Source organism: Amycolatopsis sp. TRM77291 (genome assembly GCF_054166285.1).
The window spans coordinates 2,219,281-2,234,257 of sequence record NZ_JBSZHF010000001.1; the positions used below are offsets into that span (position 1 = coordinate 2,219,281).

Below are 14,977 nucleotides of genomic sequence, written 5' to 3' on the forward strand. Positions count from 1 at the left end.
CGGCGAACCTACCAGCAATCGGCCGAACGCAATACTCCGAACGACCGCGGGTTCGCGTTCGTTCAAGGGGAACCACCACGGAAAGGGTAGATGTTCGCGTGGCGCGGTGCCGTCCGCCGACGGTGCCGATCGCGACGTCCGATTTACGCCGGTCTCCCGCGCGCGAGGCGGCGAAGCTGGCGAACGTGACAGCTTCCACGACGGCGGCCGAGGCCGCGCACACCCGTATCGAGCCGGGAATCCTCTACTTCGGCACCCCGGTGGTGCTCATTTCCACGGTCGACCAGGCCGGCGCCCCGAACCTGGCGCCGATGTCGTCGGCGTTCTGGCTCGGCTGGCGGGGGATGCTCGGCTTGGGCGCGAAATCCAAGACTGCGCAGAATCTCATGCGTAACCGTGAATGTGTTCTGAATCTCCCTTCCGACGCGCTGGCCGCCGCCGTCGACAGGCTGGCCCTGACCACCGGATCGGATCCGGTCCCCGCCCGCAAGCACGAACGCGGTTACCGGCACGAACCCGACAAGTTCGCCCGGGCGGGCCTCACCCCGGTGGATTCGGAGACGGTCCGGCCGCCGCGGGTCGCGGAATGCCCGGTGACGATGGAGGCCGTCGTCGAGGCCGTCCACCCGCTCGCGGAGGACGACCCGAAACAGCGCGGCGGCGTCCTCGTGTTCGAGGTGCGCGTGCAGCGCGTGCACGTCCACGACGACGTGCGGATGCCGGGCACCGAAGACCGGATCGACCCCGACCGGTGGCGGCCGCTGATCATGAGTTTCCAGAAGCTCTACGGCCTCGGCCCGCAGGTCCATCCGTCGACACTGGCGCGGATCCCGGAACGGCTCTACCGCGGACCGGACATCGAGCGATCGCGGGCGAACGAGAACCGGTTCACCAGCGGCAGCCAGCGCTGATAGGACGCGGCCAGCTGTGGCCACATTTCGCCGGACAGGCCGCGTTCGAGCTTCGGCCGCAGTTCGTGGTCGTTCATCGACGACACGATCTCGACGGCCTTGTCTTCGGGGTCCGTCCCTTCGAGGCTCGAGAACCACCGGACGGCGTCCGGATGCCCGACGTGGACCGCGAGCAGCACCAGCACCGCGCGGAACGGTGCCTCGCGGTCGCCGTCAGCGAGGAACTCGGCCAGTTCTTCACCGGCGAAACGCGCCCGCAGCAGGCGATACAGGTTCAGCAGTCGCTTCGCGGCCCTTGGGGACCGGATGAGCGGGGCGAGCGTCGGCAGGAAGTCCAGTTCCGCCCGTGAGATCACCAGTCGAGGAGGTCGTACGTCTATTGTGGACTGTTCGGACGACGGTTTCGGTGCTTCCGCGCGAGGAGCCGGAGCGGCCGCGGCCAGGAGAGGACGGTCGCCGGTGGCCGGATCCGTTCCGGCGGGAGCGGGCGCCGGGCCCGCCTCCGGGACTTCGGTATCGGCGAGCCCGCGCACGAGCCCCGCGAACCCTGGATCGTCCATGGGGGACAACGTGAACGGCACCTGGAAGATCTTCTCGAGGTAGCTCTCGGCGAAGGATTCGGGGTCGTCGCCGAGCATCTCCTCGTAGTGCTGTTCGACGGCCTTCTTGAGCCAGCGGGAGTCGACGCCGACCACGACGACGAACACCGGCAGCGCCAGCAGGAGATGGATGGCTTCGAGGACCTGGACGACGACCGTGGGCGGGCAGCGATCGAGGTCGTCGACGTACAACACGGTCCGTTCGATCTTCCCCGAACCGTGCGGCACCTCGGCGAGCATGGTCGCGAACGTCTCGAGATCCTTGCGCAGCAAGGAGACCACGCCCAGATGCTCGACGTAGTCCGAAATCCGGGACTCGGCGAACGACACGAGATCCAACCCGGGCGCGAGTTCGGCGACCGCCTTCTCCAGCCGGTCGGATTCGGCGTCCAGTTCGGCGAGCCGCCGCTCGGTCTCTTCGTCCTCTTCGGACGGTCCGCCGAGTTTGCCGAGCGCCTCGTGGATCCGGCCCGCGCTGGCGCGCATCCGCAGGACGACGGTCAGCACGGAGCTCACCGCGGTGAGCCCGCCGAGCACGCCGGACACCTGCGACCGGCCGACGAGCAACGTGACCACCAGGACCGTGACCAGCCCGCCGATCAGGACCAGCAGCGGGACCGGATCCTGCCGCAGGCGTCGCCAGAACTCGGCGACGTCCGACCGCAGCCCGCCGGTTTCCTGGGCCAGCCGTTCGAGGTCTTCGGCGGTCGGCCGGTCGACGCCGATCCTGGACGCGATCCACGCTTTGTCCGCCCTCGGTGAGGCTGTCGAACACCGCGCGGACGTACTCGCGCGGCTTCCGGCGCCTCCGCTTCGCTTGTTTCTGTTGAGCGGTCAAGGTTCTGCGTTCGAGGCGGACCGCACTGAGCCTGCCGAGCAGGGTCTTCTCGGCCTTGCGGCGTTCGGCGAGCAGGTCGGCCTGACGCTGAAGGTCGTTCTCGGCGCCGCTCGCGGCGAGGTTGTCGAAGATGTGCGTGGCGAGGCTGGCGAGGAGGTTCGCTTCGCTGTAGTGCCAGGCGTTGAAGCTGATCTGACGAACGCTCGAACAGTATGAGGACACGGACTTCCCGTGCGCGCCTGCCTCGGTTTCGGCCACTCGCGCGGAATCGGCGAGCTCGCGGACGCGTAGTTGCATCTGGCGCATGAAGAAGCTCTTGCCCGAACCCCAGCTGCCGAACAGGCCGATCGACAGGGGAGGGGTGATCATCCGGGAGACGACGAGGTCGGCGAGCATGCGCACGTCGGGACCGATGCCGAGGCGGTCGACGCCGTCGTCGGTGTCGGGGCGGTAGTCCGCGACGTGGGCGGCGAACGGATCGGGCTCCCCGCTTCCGGAACTCACCGGGTTTCGTGCGACGGCGATCTCGTCGATCGTGCGGATGGGCCCCGAGCCGGGGAACATCGCCTTGGCTTCCTCGCGTTCGACGGCGGAGAGCGCCGGGCCGATACGGAGGACGGTCGGTCCGAGGCGATCGATGGCGGCACGCAGTTCGGGATGATCGTATTGGCTTTCGCCGACCAGCCCCAGAAGGCGGCGCCGAGGATCCTTGTCGAGCCACTTGGCCACCGCGGCGGGGTCGCGTCCGAGGGTCTGGGGCAGTTTCCGGTCGAGCCAGAGCACCGCGTCGCTGTCGTGCCGGTCCGTCGCGAGCTCGTCGAGTTCCGGCTCGATGACCAGTTCCGTTCCGGCGTGCATCGTCGTCAAGGCTTCCAGGGCCGAACGCCTCGCACCCGAGTAGACCTCGTGGACGAGGAGGGTGAACGGCGTGGTCGCGAGCGCCGACCTGAGCGGACCGTCTACATCCCTGGGCAGATAGGGTCCCGGTTTCGTGCCCGGCGCCTTGTTCATCAGCAGAACCGACGGATCGACATCGCGCACCAGCACCATCCGTGCTCCCCTCCCAAGGCCGAACGGAAGGGCAGTCTAGGGGGCAGTCGCTCAGCTGTGGGTGAAACTCCGCATCCGCTCGGTCACCGGTGGCTACGTTGGCCCCATGACTGGGGAGAGGCTCGACGGAAGGTACGCGAAGCTCTGGGCGGCGAGCACGACGTCCGCGCTGGGCAGCGGTCTCGCGACGGTGGCGGCGCCGTTGCTGATCGCTTCCCGCACCGACGAGCCGCTCGTGGTCTCGGGCGGGTTCGCGGTGGCGTGGCTGCCTTGGCTGCTCTTCTCGCTGCCCGGCGGAGTGCTGGCCGACCGGGTGGACCGGCGCAAGCTGATGATCACCCTCGACTGGATCCGCGTGCCCGCCGTCGCGCTGCTGGCCGTCGCGATCTCGATGGGCGACGTCAGCATCGCCTTGCTGTACGCCGTGCTCTTCGTGATCAACGCGTGCGAGGTCGTCTTCCGGACGTCGAGCGGGGCGATGCTGCCCGCGATCGTGCCGAAGTCGTTGCTGGAACGGGCGAACGGGCGGCTGTACGCCGGGACGACGCTCGCCCACGGCATGCTTTCCGGTCCGCTGAGCGGATTCCTGTTCGGCGTCGCGGCGAGCATCCCGTTCTACGTCAACGCCGGCACGTACGCGGTCAGCGCGCTGCTGCTCGGATTGATCGCCGGCGCGTACCGGTCACGGGCCGTCGAGCCGGTCGAGCGCCGGTCGATGCGATCGGAAGTGGCCGAGGGGTTCCGCTGGCTCGCCGGCCAGCGCCTGCTGCGGACCATGATCGGCTTGATCGGGATGCTGAACCTGACGCTCGTCGCGGCCACCTCGGTCCTGGTACTGCTCGCGAGGGAGCGGCTCCAGCTGGGTTCCGTCGGGTACGGCCTGCTCTTCACCTGCATGGCGGTGGGCGGGCTGCTCGGCTCGGTCATGGGCGCCCGGCTGATCGCCTGGTGCACGCCGACCTGGACGTTGCGGATCGGGCTGCTGATCGAGGCCGGGACCCATCTGGTGCTCGCGACGAGCACGAGCGCGCCGGTCGTCGGGGTGACGTTGTTCCTCTTCGGGGTGCACGGCGCCCTGTGGGGAATCGTCGGGAGTTCCCTGCGCCAGCGGCTCACCCCGCCCGGCATGCTGGGCCGGGTCGGCAGTACCAGTCTGTTCGTCATCGCCGGCGGCAACTGCGTCGGTGCGCTGCTCGGCGGGGCGGTGGCGTCGAAGTTCGGGCTGACGACGCCGTACTGGGCCGGTTTCGTGGTGGCGGTGATCGTTTCCGCCCTCACCTGGCGGGTGTTCGATCGCGAGGTCGTCTCCGCGGCCTACGCGCAAGAGCCCGCTGTCAGCCGTTGATCCCGGTGAGCGCGAAGAACTCCTGGCGCGAACGAGCGTCTTCGCGCAGCGTGCCGAGCAGGGTCGAGGTGACGGTGCTCGACCCGACGGCCTGGACCCCGCGCAACGTCATGCACGAGTGCTCCGCTTCGATCACCACGCCGACGCCGCGCGGTTCGAGCTGTTCTTCGAGCCAGTCGGCGACCTGTTTCGTGAGCCGTTCCTGAACCTGCGGACGGCAGGCGAAATGCTCGACGATCCTGGCCAGCTTCGACAGGCCGAGGATCCGGTCTCCCGGCAGGTAGCCCACGTGCGCGACCCCGACGAACGGCAGCAGGTGGTGCTCGCAGACCGACCGGACCGGGATCCCCCTGGCGAGCACGAGCTCGTCGTAGCCCTCGTCGTTGGGGAAGGTCGTGAGATCGAACGGCCGGGGGGTGAACAGCTCGGCGTACGCGCGCGCCATCCGGCCGGGCGTGCCGCGGAGGCTCTCGGAGTCCAGCGAGATGCCCAGTGCGGTGAGGAGATCGGCGGCCGCGGTCTCGGCAGCCGCCAGGTCCGGCCCCGGCCCGGATTCGTGCACGACGCGCAAGGCAGGAGTGGACATTGGGCCTCCTAGGCTGAACCGATCCCCCGGTGGATTAAACCAAGACTTTTGGGTGTTTTGCCACCCGGCGGCTCATCTTACATGGTAGATCGACACTCCAGAATGTTCCGCCGGTTGAGATAGGCGATATCGTGGTGAACGTGACAGTGTCCGACCCGCTAGACCCGGACGGCCTCGACGCCCCCTCCATCGCCGCGGTGGCGGCGCTCGACGACGACCTCCGTCGCGGCATGTACGCCTACGCCCGGCGCGCGAGGCGGCCGGTCACGCGTGACGAAGCCGCGGCGGCGGTCGGGATCTCCCGCAAGCTCGCCGCCTTCCATCTCGACAAGCTCGTGGCGGCGGGGTTGCTCAGATTCGGCTTCGCGGCAGGCCCGGTGGTGAAGGTGGGGCGCAGGCCGAAGGTCTACGAACCCGTCGACGAGACCATCCAGGTGCAGCTTCCCGCCCGGCGGCACGAGATCCTGGCGGGCATCCTCGCCGAGGCCGTGCTCGCCGAAGGGAGCGGTGAGACAGCGCGGGAAGCGGTACTGCGGGTCGCGGGGGAGCGCGGTCTCGCGGCGGGTGAAGAGGAACGCGCGCGAACCCGTCCGGGCAGGCTCGGCGCGGAACGCGCGCTCACCGTCGCCGAAGGGGTGCTTCGCCGCTACGGCTTCGAGCCGAGCCGGGACAGCAGGACCTGTGTCCGGCTGCGGAACTGCCCGTTCCATCCGCTGGCCGCCGAGGCTCCGGAGCTGGTCTGCGGGATCAATCAGGCCTTCCTGGCCGGTTTCCTGAACGGCGTGCGCGCCGGGAACGTGGAGGCGGCCCTCGTTCCCGGCGCGGCGGAGTGCTGTGTGGAGCTACGGCAGGCCGAGTAGGCCGATCAGGCGGCGCCGGCGATCTGCCGCGTGGCGACGTTGAGCCGGTTCCAGGTGTTGATGGCGGCGATGGAGAGGACCAGGCTCGACAGCTGCGCTTCGTCGTAGTGCCGGGCCGCCTCGTTCCAGACCTCGTCGTCGACCGGGTCGGCCCGGTCCGCGATCCGGGTGATGGCCTCGGCCAGCGCGAGCGCCGCCCGTTCGGCGTCGGTGAAGTAGGCAGTGTCGCGCCATGCCGCCACGGTGAAGATCCGCTCGTCGGACTCGCCTGCCTTGCGCAGCTCCTTGGTGTGCATCTCCAGGCAGCCGCTGCATCCGTTGATCTGGCTCGCGCGGACGTGCATCAGGTAGTGCGTGGTCTTCGGGACACCGGTGTCGCCGATCGACTCCGCCAGCGCGATCAAGGCCTTCAACGTGGCGGGGTTCGCGAGGGCGGGATTCGGGATGCGGGTTTCCATGTTCGTTCTCCTTCGGGGTTTCCGTCTTGCTTTCACCGCACTGACGGATCCCGGCACGGAGATGTGACCGGTGTGCGTAACCCCGCGTTAGGCGGGCGCGGACACCGTGGCGCGGTCGCGGAGCGACACCTCCAGTTTGAAGCCCTCTGGCTTGAGGGTCAGCAGTTCCTGCACCTTCAGCCGATAAGACGGGTCACCGCGCAGCTCGTACCGGCTCAGCAGCATCCCGAGCACCAGCGTCGCCTCGTGCAGGGCGAACTGCCGCCCGATGCAGGCGCGCTCGCCGGTGCCGAAGGGTTTGTAGACGTGCGCCGGACGGGCACGGTTGCGTTCCGGGGAGAAGCGGTCCGGATCGAACGACTCGGGATCGTCTCCCCACACGGGATCACGGTGCAGTGCCGGGATGAGGACCAGCGCCCACTGTCCCTTCCGCATCGGGTATTCACCGCCGACGACGGTGTCCACCTGGGCCTGGCGTGCGAACGCGGGCGCCGTCGGCCAGAGCCGGAGCGCTTCGTCGAGCACTCGCCGGACGTAACGGAGCTTCGCGACTTCCTCGTAGGACGGGTCCGGATTCCCGCCCCAGACCTTGTCCACTTCGGACCGTGCGCGGGCCAGGACGTCCGGATTCCTGGCGAGGTAGTAAAGGGCGAACGACAGCGCGCCCGACGTGGTCTCGTGCCCGGCCACGAGGAAGGTGATGATCTGGTGCCGGATGTTGTCCTCGTCCAGCGCCTCACCGGTGCTCGGCTGCGTGGTGTTCAGCATGAGCCCGAGCAGGTCTTCGGTGCTCGTGTCGTTCCGGCGCGCCTCGATGACGTCGGCGACGACGGAGTGGAGGAACGCCAGGTCGGCTTCGTTGCGCGCGTTCGCCTTGCGGCTGAGGAGTGGTCCGATGACCGGCGGCTGGATGGCCATCCGCTGCGCGTGACGCAGCGTGCGGACCATCGCGGCGACGAACGGATGCGGCTCGGCGCGTTCGAACGAAGAGAAGCTGTAACCGAATCCGGTCCGGCCGATGGTCTCCAGCGTCAGCTTGGTCATGTCGTCCGCGACGTCGACCTCGCCGCCCTTGTCCCACGTGTCCAGCAGCTCGCGGGTGATCGCCAGCATCGTCGGGTGGTAGCGCCGCATGGCGTTGCGGCTGAACGCGGGCGCGAGGATCTCGTGCGCGCGCCGCCAGTTCGGCTCTTCGTTGTGTGCGGTGAACAGACCGTCGCCGCCGAGCGGGCGCAGGTTCGAAATCGCGGGCGTGACGTGCTTCGCGAAGCGCTTCTCGTCGGAGAGGTCGGCGACCGTCTCGGCACCGTTGACGAACACGATGCTCCGGCCGAACACCTTGCGCTCGAAGACGGGGCCCAGCTCGGCCGCGTGCCGCATCGAGTCCTGGACCGGCGTCTTCGGCGATACGCCGAGCACGTCGCCGATCAGCGGGATCCGTCGCGGGGGATGGGGGAGAGCGGTGGCCATCGAGCCCCTCCTGATGAGCACTGTGAGCACTGTTGAACCGGCATCCAATAGCGAGCCTGGCCTGTTACTGAACTCGTGTCAAGTAAGTACGATGCCCAGATGGCGCCGAGTACCTCCGGGAAACCCCGCAGCAGGCTGAGCACCGCCGAGCGACGGGAACAGCTGCTGCGGATCGGCGCCCGCCTGTTCGCGGAGCGGCCGTACGACGACGTGTGGATCGAGCAGGTCGCGGATATCGCCGAGGTGTCCCGGGGGCTGCTGTACCACTACTTCCCGACCAAACGGGACTTCGTCACCGAGGTCATCAAGGCGCAGGGCGAACGCCTGCTCGAGATGACCAAGTCCGATCCCACGCTCCCCGTCGCGGAACAGTTGACCGCAGGCCTCGACGCGTACCTGCGCTACGTCGAAGCCAACGAGGACGGCTACCGGGCGCTGCACTCGGGCACGTCGATCGCCGTCGACGGCGTGCGCGAAGTCCTGGACAACAACTTCGCCGAGCAGGGACGCCGGATCCTGGAGGTGCTGTGCCCGGACGGCGAGCCGCCGGAGACCCTGCGGGTGCTCGTCCGCGGGTGGCTGGCCTTCGTCGTCGCGGTCTGCCTCGACTGGCTCAAGTACCGGAAGCTGACCCGGGACCAGATCCGGGATCTGTGCGCGAAGGCGTTGCTCGACCTCGTCGACGTGCCAGCATGACCTCGGCGCGCTCCTCGATCAGCTTCATCCGCGCGAGCCGCTCGCCGTCGTCGTTGTGCGCCGCGGACCGGGTGACCTGACCGGCCCACTTCCGGTAGAACATGCCGCACGTGGAGACGAAGTAGCCGTCGGAGCAGGCGTTCGCGGCGAGGACCAGCCCGGTGTCCTCCGACGCGGGCAACGCCATCCAGCCGCCGAGCTCCAGCAACAGCTCACGCCGGATGCACAGCGTCCCGGCCACCACCGACGACACGTACCCGTTGCGCCGCCAGTGGCGCAGGATCGCGCCGCGCTCGATCCTTCCCTCGTCCGGGTCGCTGTCGACGCCGGCCGTGGTCCCGTCGGGAAAGAGGTCGAGCACCCGGCAGGTCGTCCAGCCGACCTCGGGATCCTCCAGCGCCGCGATGTCCCGCGCGAGCGCGCCGGGTGCCAAGAGGTCGTCCGCGTCGAGTGCCTTGATCAGCTCGCCGGTGGAGCGCGACAAGGCCAGCATCCGTGCGACCCCGGGGCCGCCCCGCCGCCCCGAGCCGGGCAGTACGCGCTCGTCCGCCGGGAGGACGCCGTCGAGCAGACCGGTCTCACCGTCCTCCTGTACCAGCCATTCCCAGGCCCACCCCGGCGGGAGTTCCTGCGCGGCGAGGGATTCGTAGGCCTCGGCCAGATACGGCAGGCTCGGCGGGTGGACCGGGGTGATCACGCTGACGACGCGCATGATCAGGCCGGGCGACGAGCCGTGATCAGGAGGTGTTCCTCCGGCGGTGTCCCCGGTTCGTCCGCGGTGAAGACCTCCGTATGGGTGCCGGTGACCTCCATCCCGGCCGCCTCGACCCGCCGGACGAGGTCGTCCGGGGCGAAACTGGTCACGCGGAAGGTGCGGCCGAAGAACTCCGCGGGCGCGTCCTCGGCGTCACGCGGAACGGTGACGAGCGCGAAGAGCCCGCCCGGTACCAGCCAGCGCGCTATGTCGGCGAGCACGGCTTCGGTGTCCTTGCGTGGCATCTGGAGGAACGGGAAGAAGGCGCAGACGGCCTCCCACGACCCGGGCGGCGAGGTCCAGTCACGCACGTCGGCGTGGACGAAGGTGGCGGCGGGAACCTGCTCACGCGCGAGCTCGACCATCACCGGCGACACGTCGAGCCCGGTCACCCGGTGGCCCGCGGCGGACAGCTCCTCGGCCACCGGCCTGCCGGTGCCGCTGCCGAGGTCGAGCACCCTCGATGACGGCGGCAGGCCGTCCAGCAGCTGCCGCACCGCCCTGTCGACCACCGGCGCCCGCCCGAAGACGTCTTCGTAGGCGGAACCGATGGCGTCGAACAACTCCGCCGCCGTGGCCGGACGGTCCATCGCACAGCTCCCCGGATCGAGTGGATCTCCCTTGTCGAATCTACCGATCGACGTCCTCAAAGGACGGGCGGCCTGGGCCCCTAGACTGGAGCCGACGGAGTTACTGGGGTTTGGGGTTCACGATGAGCGTGTCGAGTGACGAGTTCCACCGGATGCTGAAGACGCTCGCCGAGGTCGAGCGATCCGACGCGAAGGAGTGGGAGTCGTTCAGTGTGCGCGGGAAGCGGTTCGGCTACTACTGGCCGCGGACCCAGACCGTCGGCCTGAAGCAGACGCTCTCGGAACAGGAAGCCCTCGTGGCCGAGCGGCCGGACGTCTTCGAGGTGCAGTTCACGGCCGGGGGATTCGGCTGGGTCGTGGTGTACCTCGACGGCATCGAATCCGACGAGCTGAACGAATTGGTCTACGAGGCATGGCGGCTGTCCGCTCCCGAAGAACTGGTCGATCAGGTTCCGCCGCCCTGCTGAGGGTTACCGCATTCGGGTGTTGACGCGCGTCACTTCTTTCGCGGGGAACGTTTTCCGGGCCGTGGCGTTGTAGAGGATGTCGGTACGGATGGTGCCCCCGGGCCTCAACCTCCGCCTTCATGGAATACCGGTCCGGCCGGAGCCATGTCGTGCATTTCGCCGAGAGGCGGCCCACCGTATCGGCCTTCGCTCCCGCTTCCGCTCGCAGGTGACCCCCAGACCTTCGCTGAGCGGGAGCGGGTCTTTTTCGTCCGGCGGTTTTCGGCTTGACCCAGGTCACTCGCTCGATGGGAACATTTCGGTGTGTCGCCGCGTTATGACAAATGTTCGCTTCCGCTCGCAGGTAACCCCCAGGCCTTCGCTGAGCGGAGGCGGACGTTTTGGCGCATTCGAGTGTAGACGCGGGTCACACCTATTCGGGATCGGCGCCGGGGAACATTTCGAACGGTGGTGCGTTGTAGAGAGTGTCGGTACGGATGGTGCCCCCGGGCCTCACCCTTCGCCTTCACGGAATACCGGTCCGGCCGGAGCCGTGTTGAGCCTTTCGCCGAGAGGCGGCCCCCGTACCGGCCACAAACTCCCGCTTCCTGCTCGCAGGAACCCCCAGCCTTCGCTGAGCGGAAGCGGGACCTTTTCTTTTCCCTCGCCCGTCGCCGGTCCGGCGGCGGGCTATTTCGTGGTCGGTGCTTTCGAAGCGGTGGTCCTTGGGCCGTTGTCCGACCTTGGATGTCGGGAGGGAGTCTCTCTTTGCTCGAGTGGTTGTATGTCGCGGCAGGAGAACTAGCGTCGTCCGGCTGCGGGCGCGCGTGTACGGTCCGGCTTCGGAGGATTAAACGGCACGTCACGCTTTAGCCGGCACCGCCGCCTCAGGATCGGGTGTGATCGCGTCGTGGCGGTCAGGCCGAGGGTCCGTCGCTGGGGCCGGCTGGCGGTTTCTCGGGTTCAGTGGTGTCTTCCGCTGTCGCACGACTGTGTGGATTTCGGGACGTCAGATGTCCCGAATCCACACAGTCGTGCGTGATCCGTCCGATCAGCAGGGGCCCGTGAACGGCGTGACCTGGGTGGCGGCCCGTGGGCATGCCGAAGGGCCCGTCGCCGGTGTGGCCGGCGGGCTCCTCGGTGCTCAGACGCGGTGCAGGGTGTTGCGCCGGGGTTGTCGGAGCGGATCCCGATATTGGGGCGGGACGAACTCGGGTAACCCATCAGCCGCCATCCGGACTTCCCAGTCACCGTGATGAATCAGCCGATGGTGGAACCCGCACAACAGCACCAGATTCCGAAGATCCGTCGGCCCGCCGTCCACCCAGTGCTCAATATGATGGGCGTGACAGTTCTTCGGCTTCCGATGGCAGCCAGGAAAGGCGCAACCGCCATCGCGGATGTTCAACGCGCGCCTTTGCCCTGGGGTGACGAACCGTCGTAGCCGGCCCACGTCGAGGGGTTCTCCGGCCGCGCTCATCACGACCGGCAGCATCAGGCAGTCGCAGGCGGCCAGGCGGGCTTCCCTCGCGGTCATCGTTCCGACGAAGTCGAGACAGGCGGTGCCGAGGCCGGATTTCAGCTCGTCGAGTCCGATGGTGACGTGCACCAAGGTCCGGTAGCCGCTGGTGCCCGGCTGGTCCGGGCACGCGATGGCTAGGTCGAGGAGTTCGGCCCAGGCGTCGCCCAGGCGTTCGCATTTCATCCGCAGGTCGGCTTGGCCGAACTCGTCGACCGGCCGCGGCTGGGCGTAGGCCTCGAGTGCGGCGGCGGTGCGGGCGCCGGTCTCGTCATCGAGCAGCCCGGTGAGTTTCCAGAAGCCGTCCCTGCGGCGCTCCAGGGTGAGTTCCCGGCGTGGTTGTTTGGGTTCGGGGTCTTGGGGTTCGGTGCCGTCGGGGTCCAGCCACCCCCAGGAGGTTCGCTTCGGCCTTGGCGAGCTGCTGCGGACCGGCGGTCGGGGCCAGGTCGGCGAGGATCTTCTCCGCGACCGCCCGATCCTCGGCGGAGGTGTCGGCAGGGAGTCTCTTCAAGATCTCCAGGATCTGGTCGATCCGTTCATCCCCGACCAGCCCCTCCGCGGCGACCGCGGCCGTCTCGGGTGCCACGGCCGGGGCTTCGGTGCCATCCAGGTTCCGCGTCGGGTTCAAAGCGACCGCCCGCTTCACCACCGCCCCCGCCTCAGCACGCGACAACCCCGCCAACTCCGCGAACCAGCTCGCCGTACTGCCATACCCGAACAAATCCTTGGCGCCCCGAGACTCGACCTCCGCCAAGAACCGCCCCAAACCCGCGGTGGCCATCCGAATCACCCGCAACGACTGCTGCACACCATGCGCAAGCTCCAGCTTGCCGGCACGCCACAACTCCTGCGGCAACTCAGGAAGGAAGGTCTCGGACACGCCTCCATAATACCGAAAGTCATCGAACAGATGTTCGTAATTTTAAGCAACAAGCGAAACGTGCAAACAACACTGACGAGTGATTTGGTGGCGAAGCAACGGTTACCCTAAAGCAATTAGCCGACTAATTGCGCGTATTCCAGGAAGCCGCGGTGTCCCGGGAGAAGCCCATGCAGAGCAAGGAGAGTCTCGCCGCGATCTTTGCGTTCGAGTGACCGGCCGGGTGCCATGCCGGATCCGCAGGCAGGAAAGGGTCCCGATCTGCAGGCCGGAACACCGGACCTGCTCGCGCAGCCAAGGAAACGCCTCAAGACACGAGCAGATCCGGTGTGAGAGGGAACGCGAGCCTCAGGACTCCACGAGCGCTCCATCGGTCAACCGCACCCGCCGGTCCACCTTGATCTCCCGGAGGAACCGCTCGTCGTGGCTCACGACCACGAAAGCCCCTTGATACGCCCCCAGCGCGCTCTCCAACTGCCCGACGCTGACCAGGTCGAGGTTGTTGGTCGGCTCGTCGAGCAGCAGGAGTTGCGGCGCGGGTTCGGCGAACAAGACGCACGCCAGGGTCGCTCGCAGACGTTCGCCTCCGGAGAGCACGCCGACGGGAAGCTGGCTTCGCGCGCCTCGGAACAGGAAGCGTGCGAGCAGGGTCATCCGTTGCGATTCGGGGAGGCTCGGGGCGAACGCGGCGAAGTTCTCGGCGATCGTCCGGTCGAGGTCCAGCAGGTCGAGCCGCTGGGAGAGGTACGCGATCCGGCCTTCGGCGCGTTTCACCACGCCGCTGTCCGGCGTGAGGTCTCCCTTGAGCACCCGCAAGAGGGTCGACTTGCCGGTGCCGTTCCCGCCGGTCAGCGCGATCCGTTCGGGGCCGCGGATCGTCAGGTCGACGCCGTCGCCCGCGAAGACGTTCCGGTCGCCGTAGCGGACTTGGATGTGCTCGCCCTGGAACATCGTGCGCCCGGCGGGGACGTTGGTGCCCGGCAGGATCAGCGCGATCTTCTGGTCGTCGCGGAGTGAGCGTTCGGCCTCGTCCAGCCGGCTCTTCGCCTCGCTGACCCGGGCGGCGTGCGTCTCGTTCGCCTTGCCCGCGGACTCCTGGGCGTTGCGTTTCATGGTGCCGGCGAAGATCTTCGGCAGGCCGGCGTTGCCGAGGTTCCTGGCGGCGTTGCCCGCGCGGCGCGCCGCCCGCTCGCGGGCCTGCTGCATCTCCCGCTTCTCCCGCTTGACCTCTTGTTCGGCGCTGCGGACGTTGCGCTCGGCGGCCTCTTGCTCGGCCTTGACCGCCGCTTCGTACTGGCTGAAGTTCCCGCCGTGGTACCGGAGATCGCCTCGGTCGAGTTCGGCGATCCGGTCCATCCGGTCGAGCAGTTCCCGGTCGTGACTCACCAGCAGCAGGCAGCCGGACCAGTCTTCGAGCACCCCGTAGAGCTTGCGGCGGGCGTCGAGGTCGAGGTTGTTGGTCGGCTCGTCCAGCAGCAGGATGTCCGGCCGCTTCAGCAACTGCGCGGCCAGGCCGAGGGAGATGATCTGCCCGCCGCTCAACGTGCGCAGGCTCCGGTCCAGCGAGATGCCGTCGAGGCCGAGCCGGTCGAGCTGGGCGCGGATGCGTTCCTCGATGTCCCAGTCGGTCCCGATGGTGGTGAAGTGCTCTTCGCTCGCGTCGCCGGACTCGATCGCGCTCAGCGCCGCGAGCTGCGGCGCGATGCCCAGCACCTCGGCCACGGTCAGGTCGGCGGTGAGCGGCAGCGACTGCGGCAGGTAGCCGAGCACGCCCTGGGCGGAGACGGACCCGGACGTCGGACGCAGTTCGCCGGCGATCAGTTTGAGGAGCGTGCTCTTGCCCGCCCCGTTCGGCGCGACCAGTCCGGTGCGGCCACCGGGCACGGTGAAGGACAGGTCGCCGAAGACCGGGGTGTCGTCCGGCCAGGAGAAGGAGAGGGCGGACACGACGACGAAGGCGTCTGACATGGAAATG

General features: G+C 68.4%; 14 protein-coding genes and 2 pseudogenes. 7 read left to right on the forward strand and 9 right to left on the reverse strand.

Annotated features, from left to right (window positions below; all coding sequences use genetic code 11):
• The first annotated feature begins 185 nt into the window (after positions 1-185).
• Positions 186-911 (forward strand): flavin reductase family protein, encoded by a 726-nt coding sequence (locus ACXIZN_RS10440; protein ID WP_457953959.1) that lies wholly within the window; start codon positions 186-188, stop codon positions 909-911.
• Here the strand turns inward: ACXIZN_RS10440 and ACXIZN_RS10445 are convergent.
• Entirely contained in the window at positions 842-2,086 is a 1,245-nt protein-coding gene (locus ACXIZN_RS10445) for a P-loop NTPase fold protein (RefSeq protein ID WP_457953960.1), read from the reverse strand. The genes ACXIZN_RS10440 and ACXIZN_RS10445 overlap by 70 nt on opposite strands.
• Here ACXIZN_RS10445 and ACXIZN_RS10450 point away from each other — a divergent pair.
• Entirely contained in the window at positions 2,079-2,564 is a 486-nt protein-coding gene (locus ACXIZN_RS10450; RefSeq protein ID WP_457953961.1) for a hypothetical protein, read from the forward strand. The genes ACXIZN_RS10445 and ACXIZN_RS10450 overlap by 8 nt on opposite strands.
• Here the strand turns inward: ACXIZN_RS10450 and ACXIZN_RS10455 are convergent.
• Positions 2,487-2,717, reverse strand: a pseudogene (locus tag ACXIZN_RS10455) (P-loop NTPase fold protein); the annotation flags it as partial. The gene ACXIZN_RS10450 and the pseudogene ACXIZN_RS10455 sit on opposite strands and share 78 nt — an antisense overlap.
• Here ACXIZN_RS10455 and ACXIZN_RS10460 point away from each other — a divergent pair.
• The gene (locus tag ACXIZN_RS10460; protein WP_457953963.1) at positions 2,653-2,802 is read left to right on the forward strand and encodes a hypothetical protein; all 150 of its coding nucleotides are present in this window, start codon (positions 2,653-2,655) and stop codon (positions 2,800-2,802) included. The pseudogene ACXIZN_RS10455 and the gene ACXIZN_RS10460 sit on opposite strands and share 65 nt — an antisense overlap.
• 702 nt (positions 2,803-3,504) lie before the next feature.
• Complete coding sequence (locus tag ACXIZN_RS10465) at positions 3,505-4,743, forward strand: MFS transporter (RefSeq protein ID WP_457953964.1); 1,239 nt, start codon at positions 3,505-3,507, stop codon at positions 4,741-4,743.
• Here the strand turns inward: ACXIZN_RS10465 and folE are convergent.
• Positions 4,733-5,329: a GTP cyclohydrolase I FolE gene (gene folE, locus ACXIZN_RS10470; RefSeq protein WP_257486309.1), complete on the reverse strand. Its 597-nt coding sequence runs from the start codon at positions 5,327-5,329 to the stop codon at positions 4,733-4,735. The genes ACXIZN_RS10465 and folE overlap by 11 nt on opposite strands.
• Positions 5,330-5,463: 134 nt before the next feature.
• Between folE and ACXIZN_RS10475 the strand changes: the two genes are divergently transcribed.
• Positions 5,464-6,189: a helix-turn-helix transcriptional regulator gene (locus ACXIZN_RS10475; RefSeq protein WP_457960493.1), complete on the forward strand. Its 726-nt coding sequence runs from the start codon at positions 5,464-5,466 to the stop codon at positions 6,187-6,189.
• Between the two features lie 5 nt (positions 6,190-6,194).
• Here the strand turns inward: ACXIZN_RS10475 and ACXIZN_RS10480 are convergent, their stop codons facing one another.
• Positions 6,195-6,647, reverse strand: coding sequence for a carboxymuconolactone decarboxylase family protein (locus ACXIZN_RS10480; protein ID WP_457953966.1), 453 nt, complete (start codon positions 6,645-6,647; stop codon positions 6,195-6,197).
• A gap of 87 nt (positions 6,648-6,734) precedes the next feature.
• The gene (locus ACXIZN_RS10485) at positions 6,735-8,117 is read right to left on the reverse strand and encodes a cytochrome P450 (protein ID WP_457953967.1); all 1,383 of its coding nucleotides are present in this window, start codon (positions 8,115-8,117) and stop codon (positions 6,735-6,737) included.
• 99 nt (positions 8,118-8,216) lie between these two features.
• Between ACXIZN_RS10485 and ACXIZN_RS10490 the strand changes: the two genes are divergently transcribed.
• Positions 8,217-8,813 (forward strand): TetR/AcrR family transcriptional regulator, encoded by a 597-nt coding sequence (locus ACXIZN_RS10490; RefSeq protein WP_457953969.1) that lies wholly within the window; start codon positions 8,217-8,219, stop codon positions 8,811-8,813.
• Here the strand turns inward: ACXIZN_RS10490 and ACXIZN_RS10495 are convergent.
• Together ACXIZN_RS10495 and ACXIZN_RS10500 are read right to left on the reverse strand one after the other, a co-directional pair.
• Complete coding sequence (locus ACXIZN_RS10495; protein WP_457953970.1) at positions 8,731-9,525, reverse strand: glycosyltransferase family 2 protein; 795 nt, start codon at positions 9,523-9,525, stop codon at positions 8,731-8,733. The genes ACXIZN_RS10490 and ACXIZN_RS10495 overlap by 83 nt on opposite strands.
• A 2-nt stretch (positions 9,526-9,527) precedes the next feature.
• Positions 9,528-10,157, reverse strand: a complete 630-nt coding sequence (locus ACXIZN_RS10500; RefSeq protein ID WP_457953971.1) for a class I SAM-dependent DNA methyltransferase — start codon at positions 10,155-10,157, stop codon at positions 9,528-9,530.
• A 122-nt stretch (positions 10,158-10,279) separates the two neighbouring features.
• Between ACXIZN_RS10500 and ACXIZN_RS10505 the strand changes: the two genes are divergently transcribed.
• Complete coding sequence (locus ACXIZN_RS10505) at positions 10,280-10,624, forward strand: MmcQ/YjbR family DNA-binding protein (RefSeq protein ID WP_457953973.1); 345 nt, start codon at positions 10,280-10,282, stop codon at positions 10,622-10,624.
• Between the two features lie 1,123 nt (positions 10,625-11,747).
• Here ACXIZN_RS10505 and ACXIZN_RS10510 read toward each other — a convergent pair.
• Together ACXIZN_RS10510 and abc-f are read right to left on the reverse strand one after the other, a co-directional pair.
• A pseudogene (locus ACXIZN_RS10510) lies at positions 11,748-13,002 on the reverse strand (DUF222 domain-containing protein).
• Positions 13,003-13,350: 348 nt separating this feature from the next.
• On the reverse strand, positions 13,351-14,970 hold the full coding sequence (gene abc-f, locus ACXIZN_RS10515) for a ribosomal protection-like ABC-F family protein (RefSeq protein WP_457953974.1): 1,620 nt from the start codon (positions 14,968-14,970) through the stop codon (positions 13,351-13,353).
• Positions 14,971-14,977: the final 7 nt, after the last annotated feature.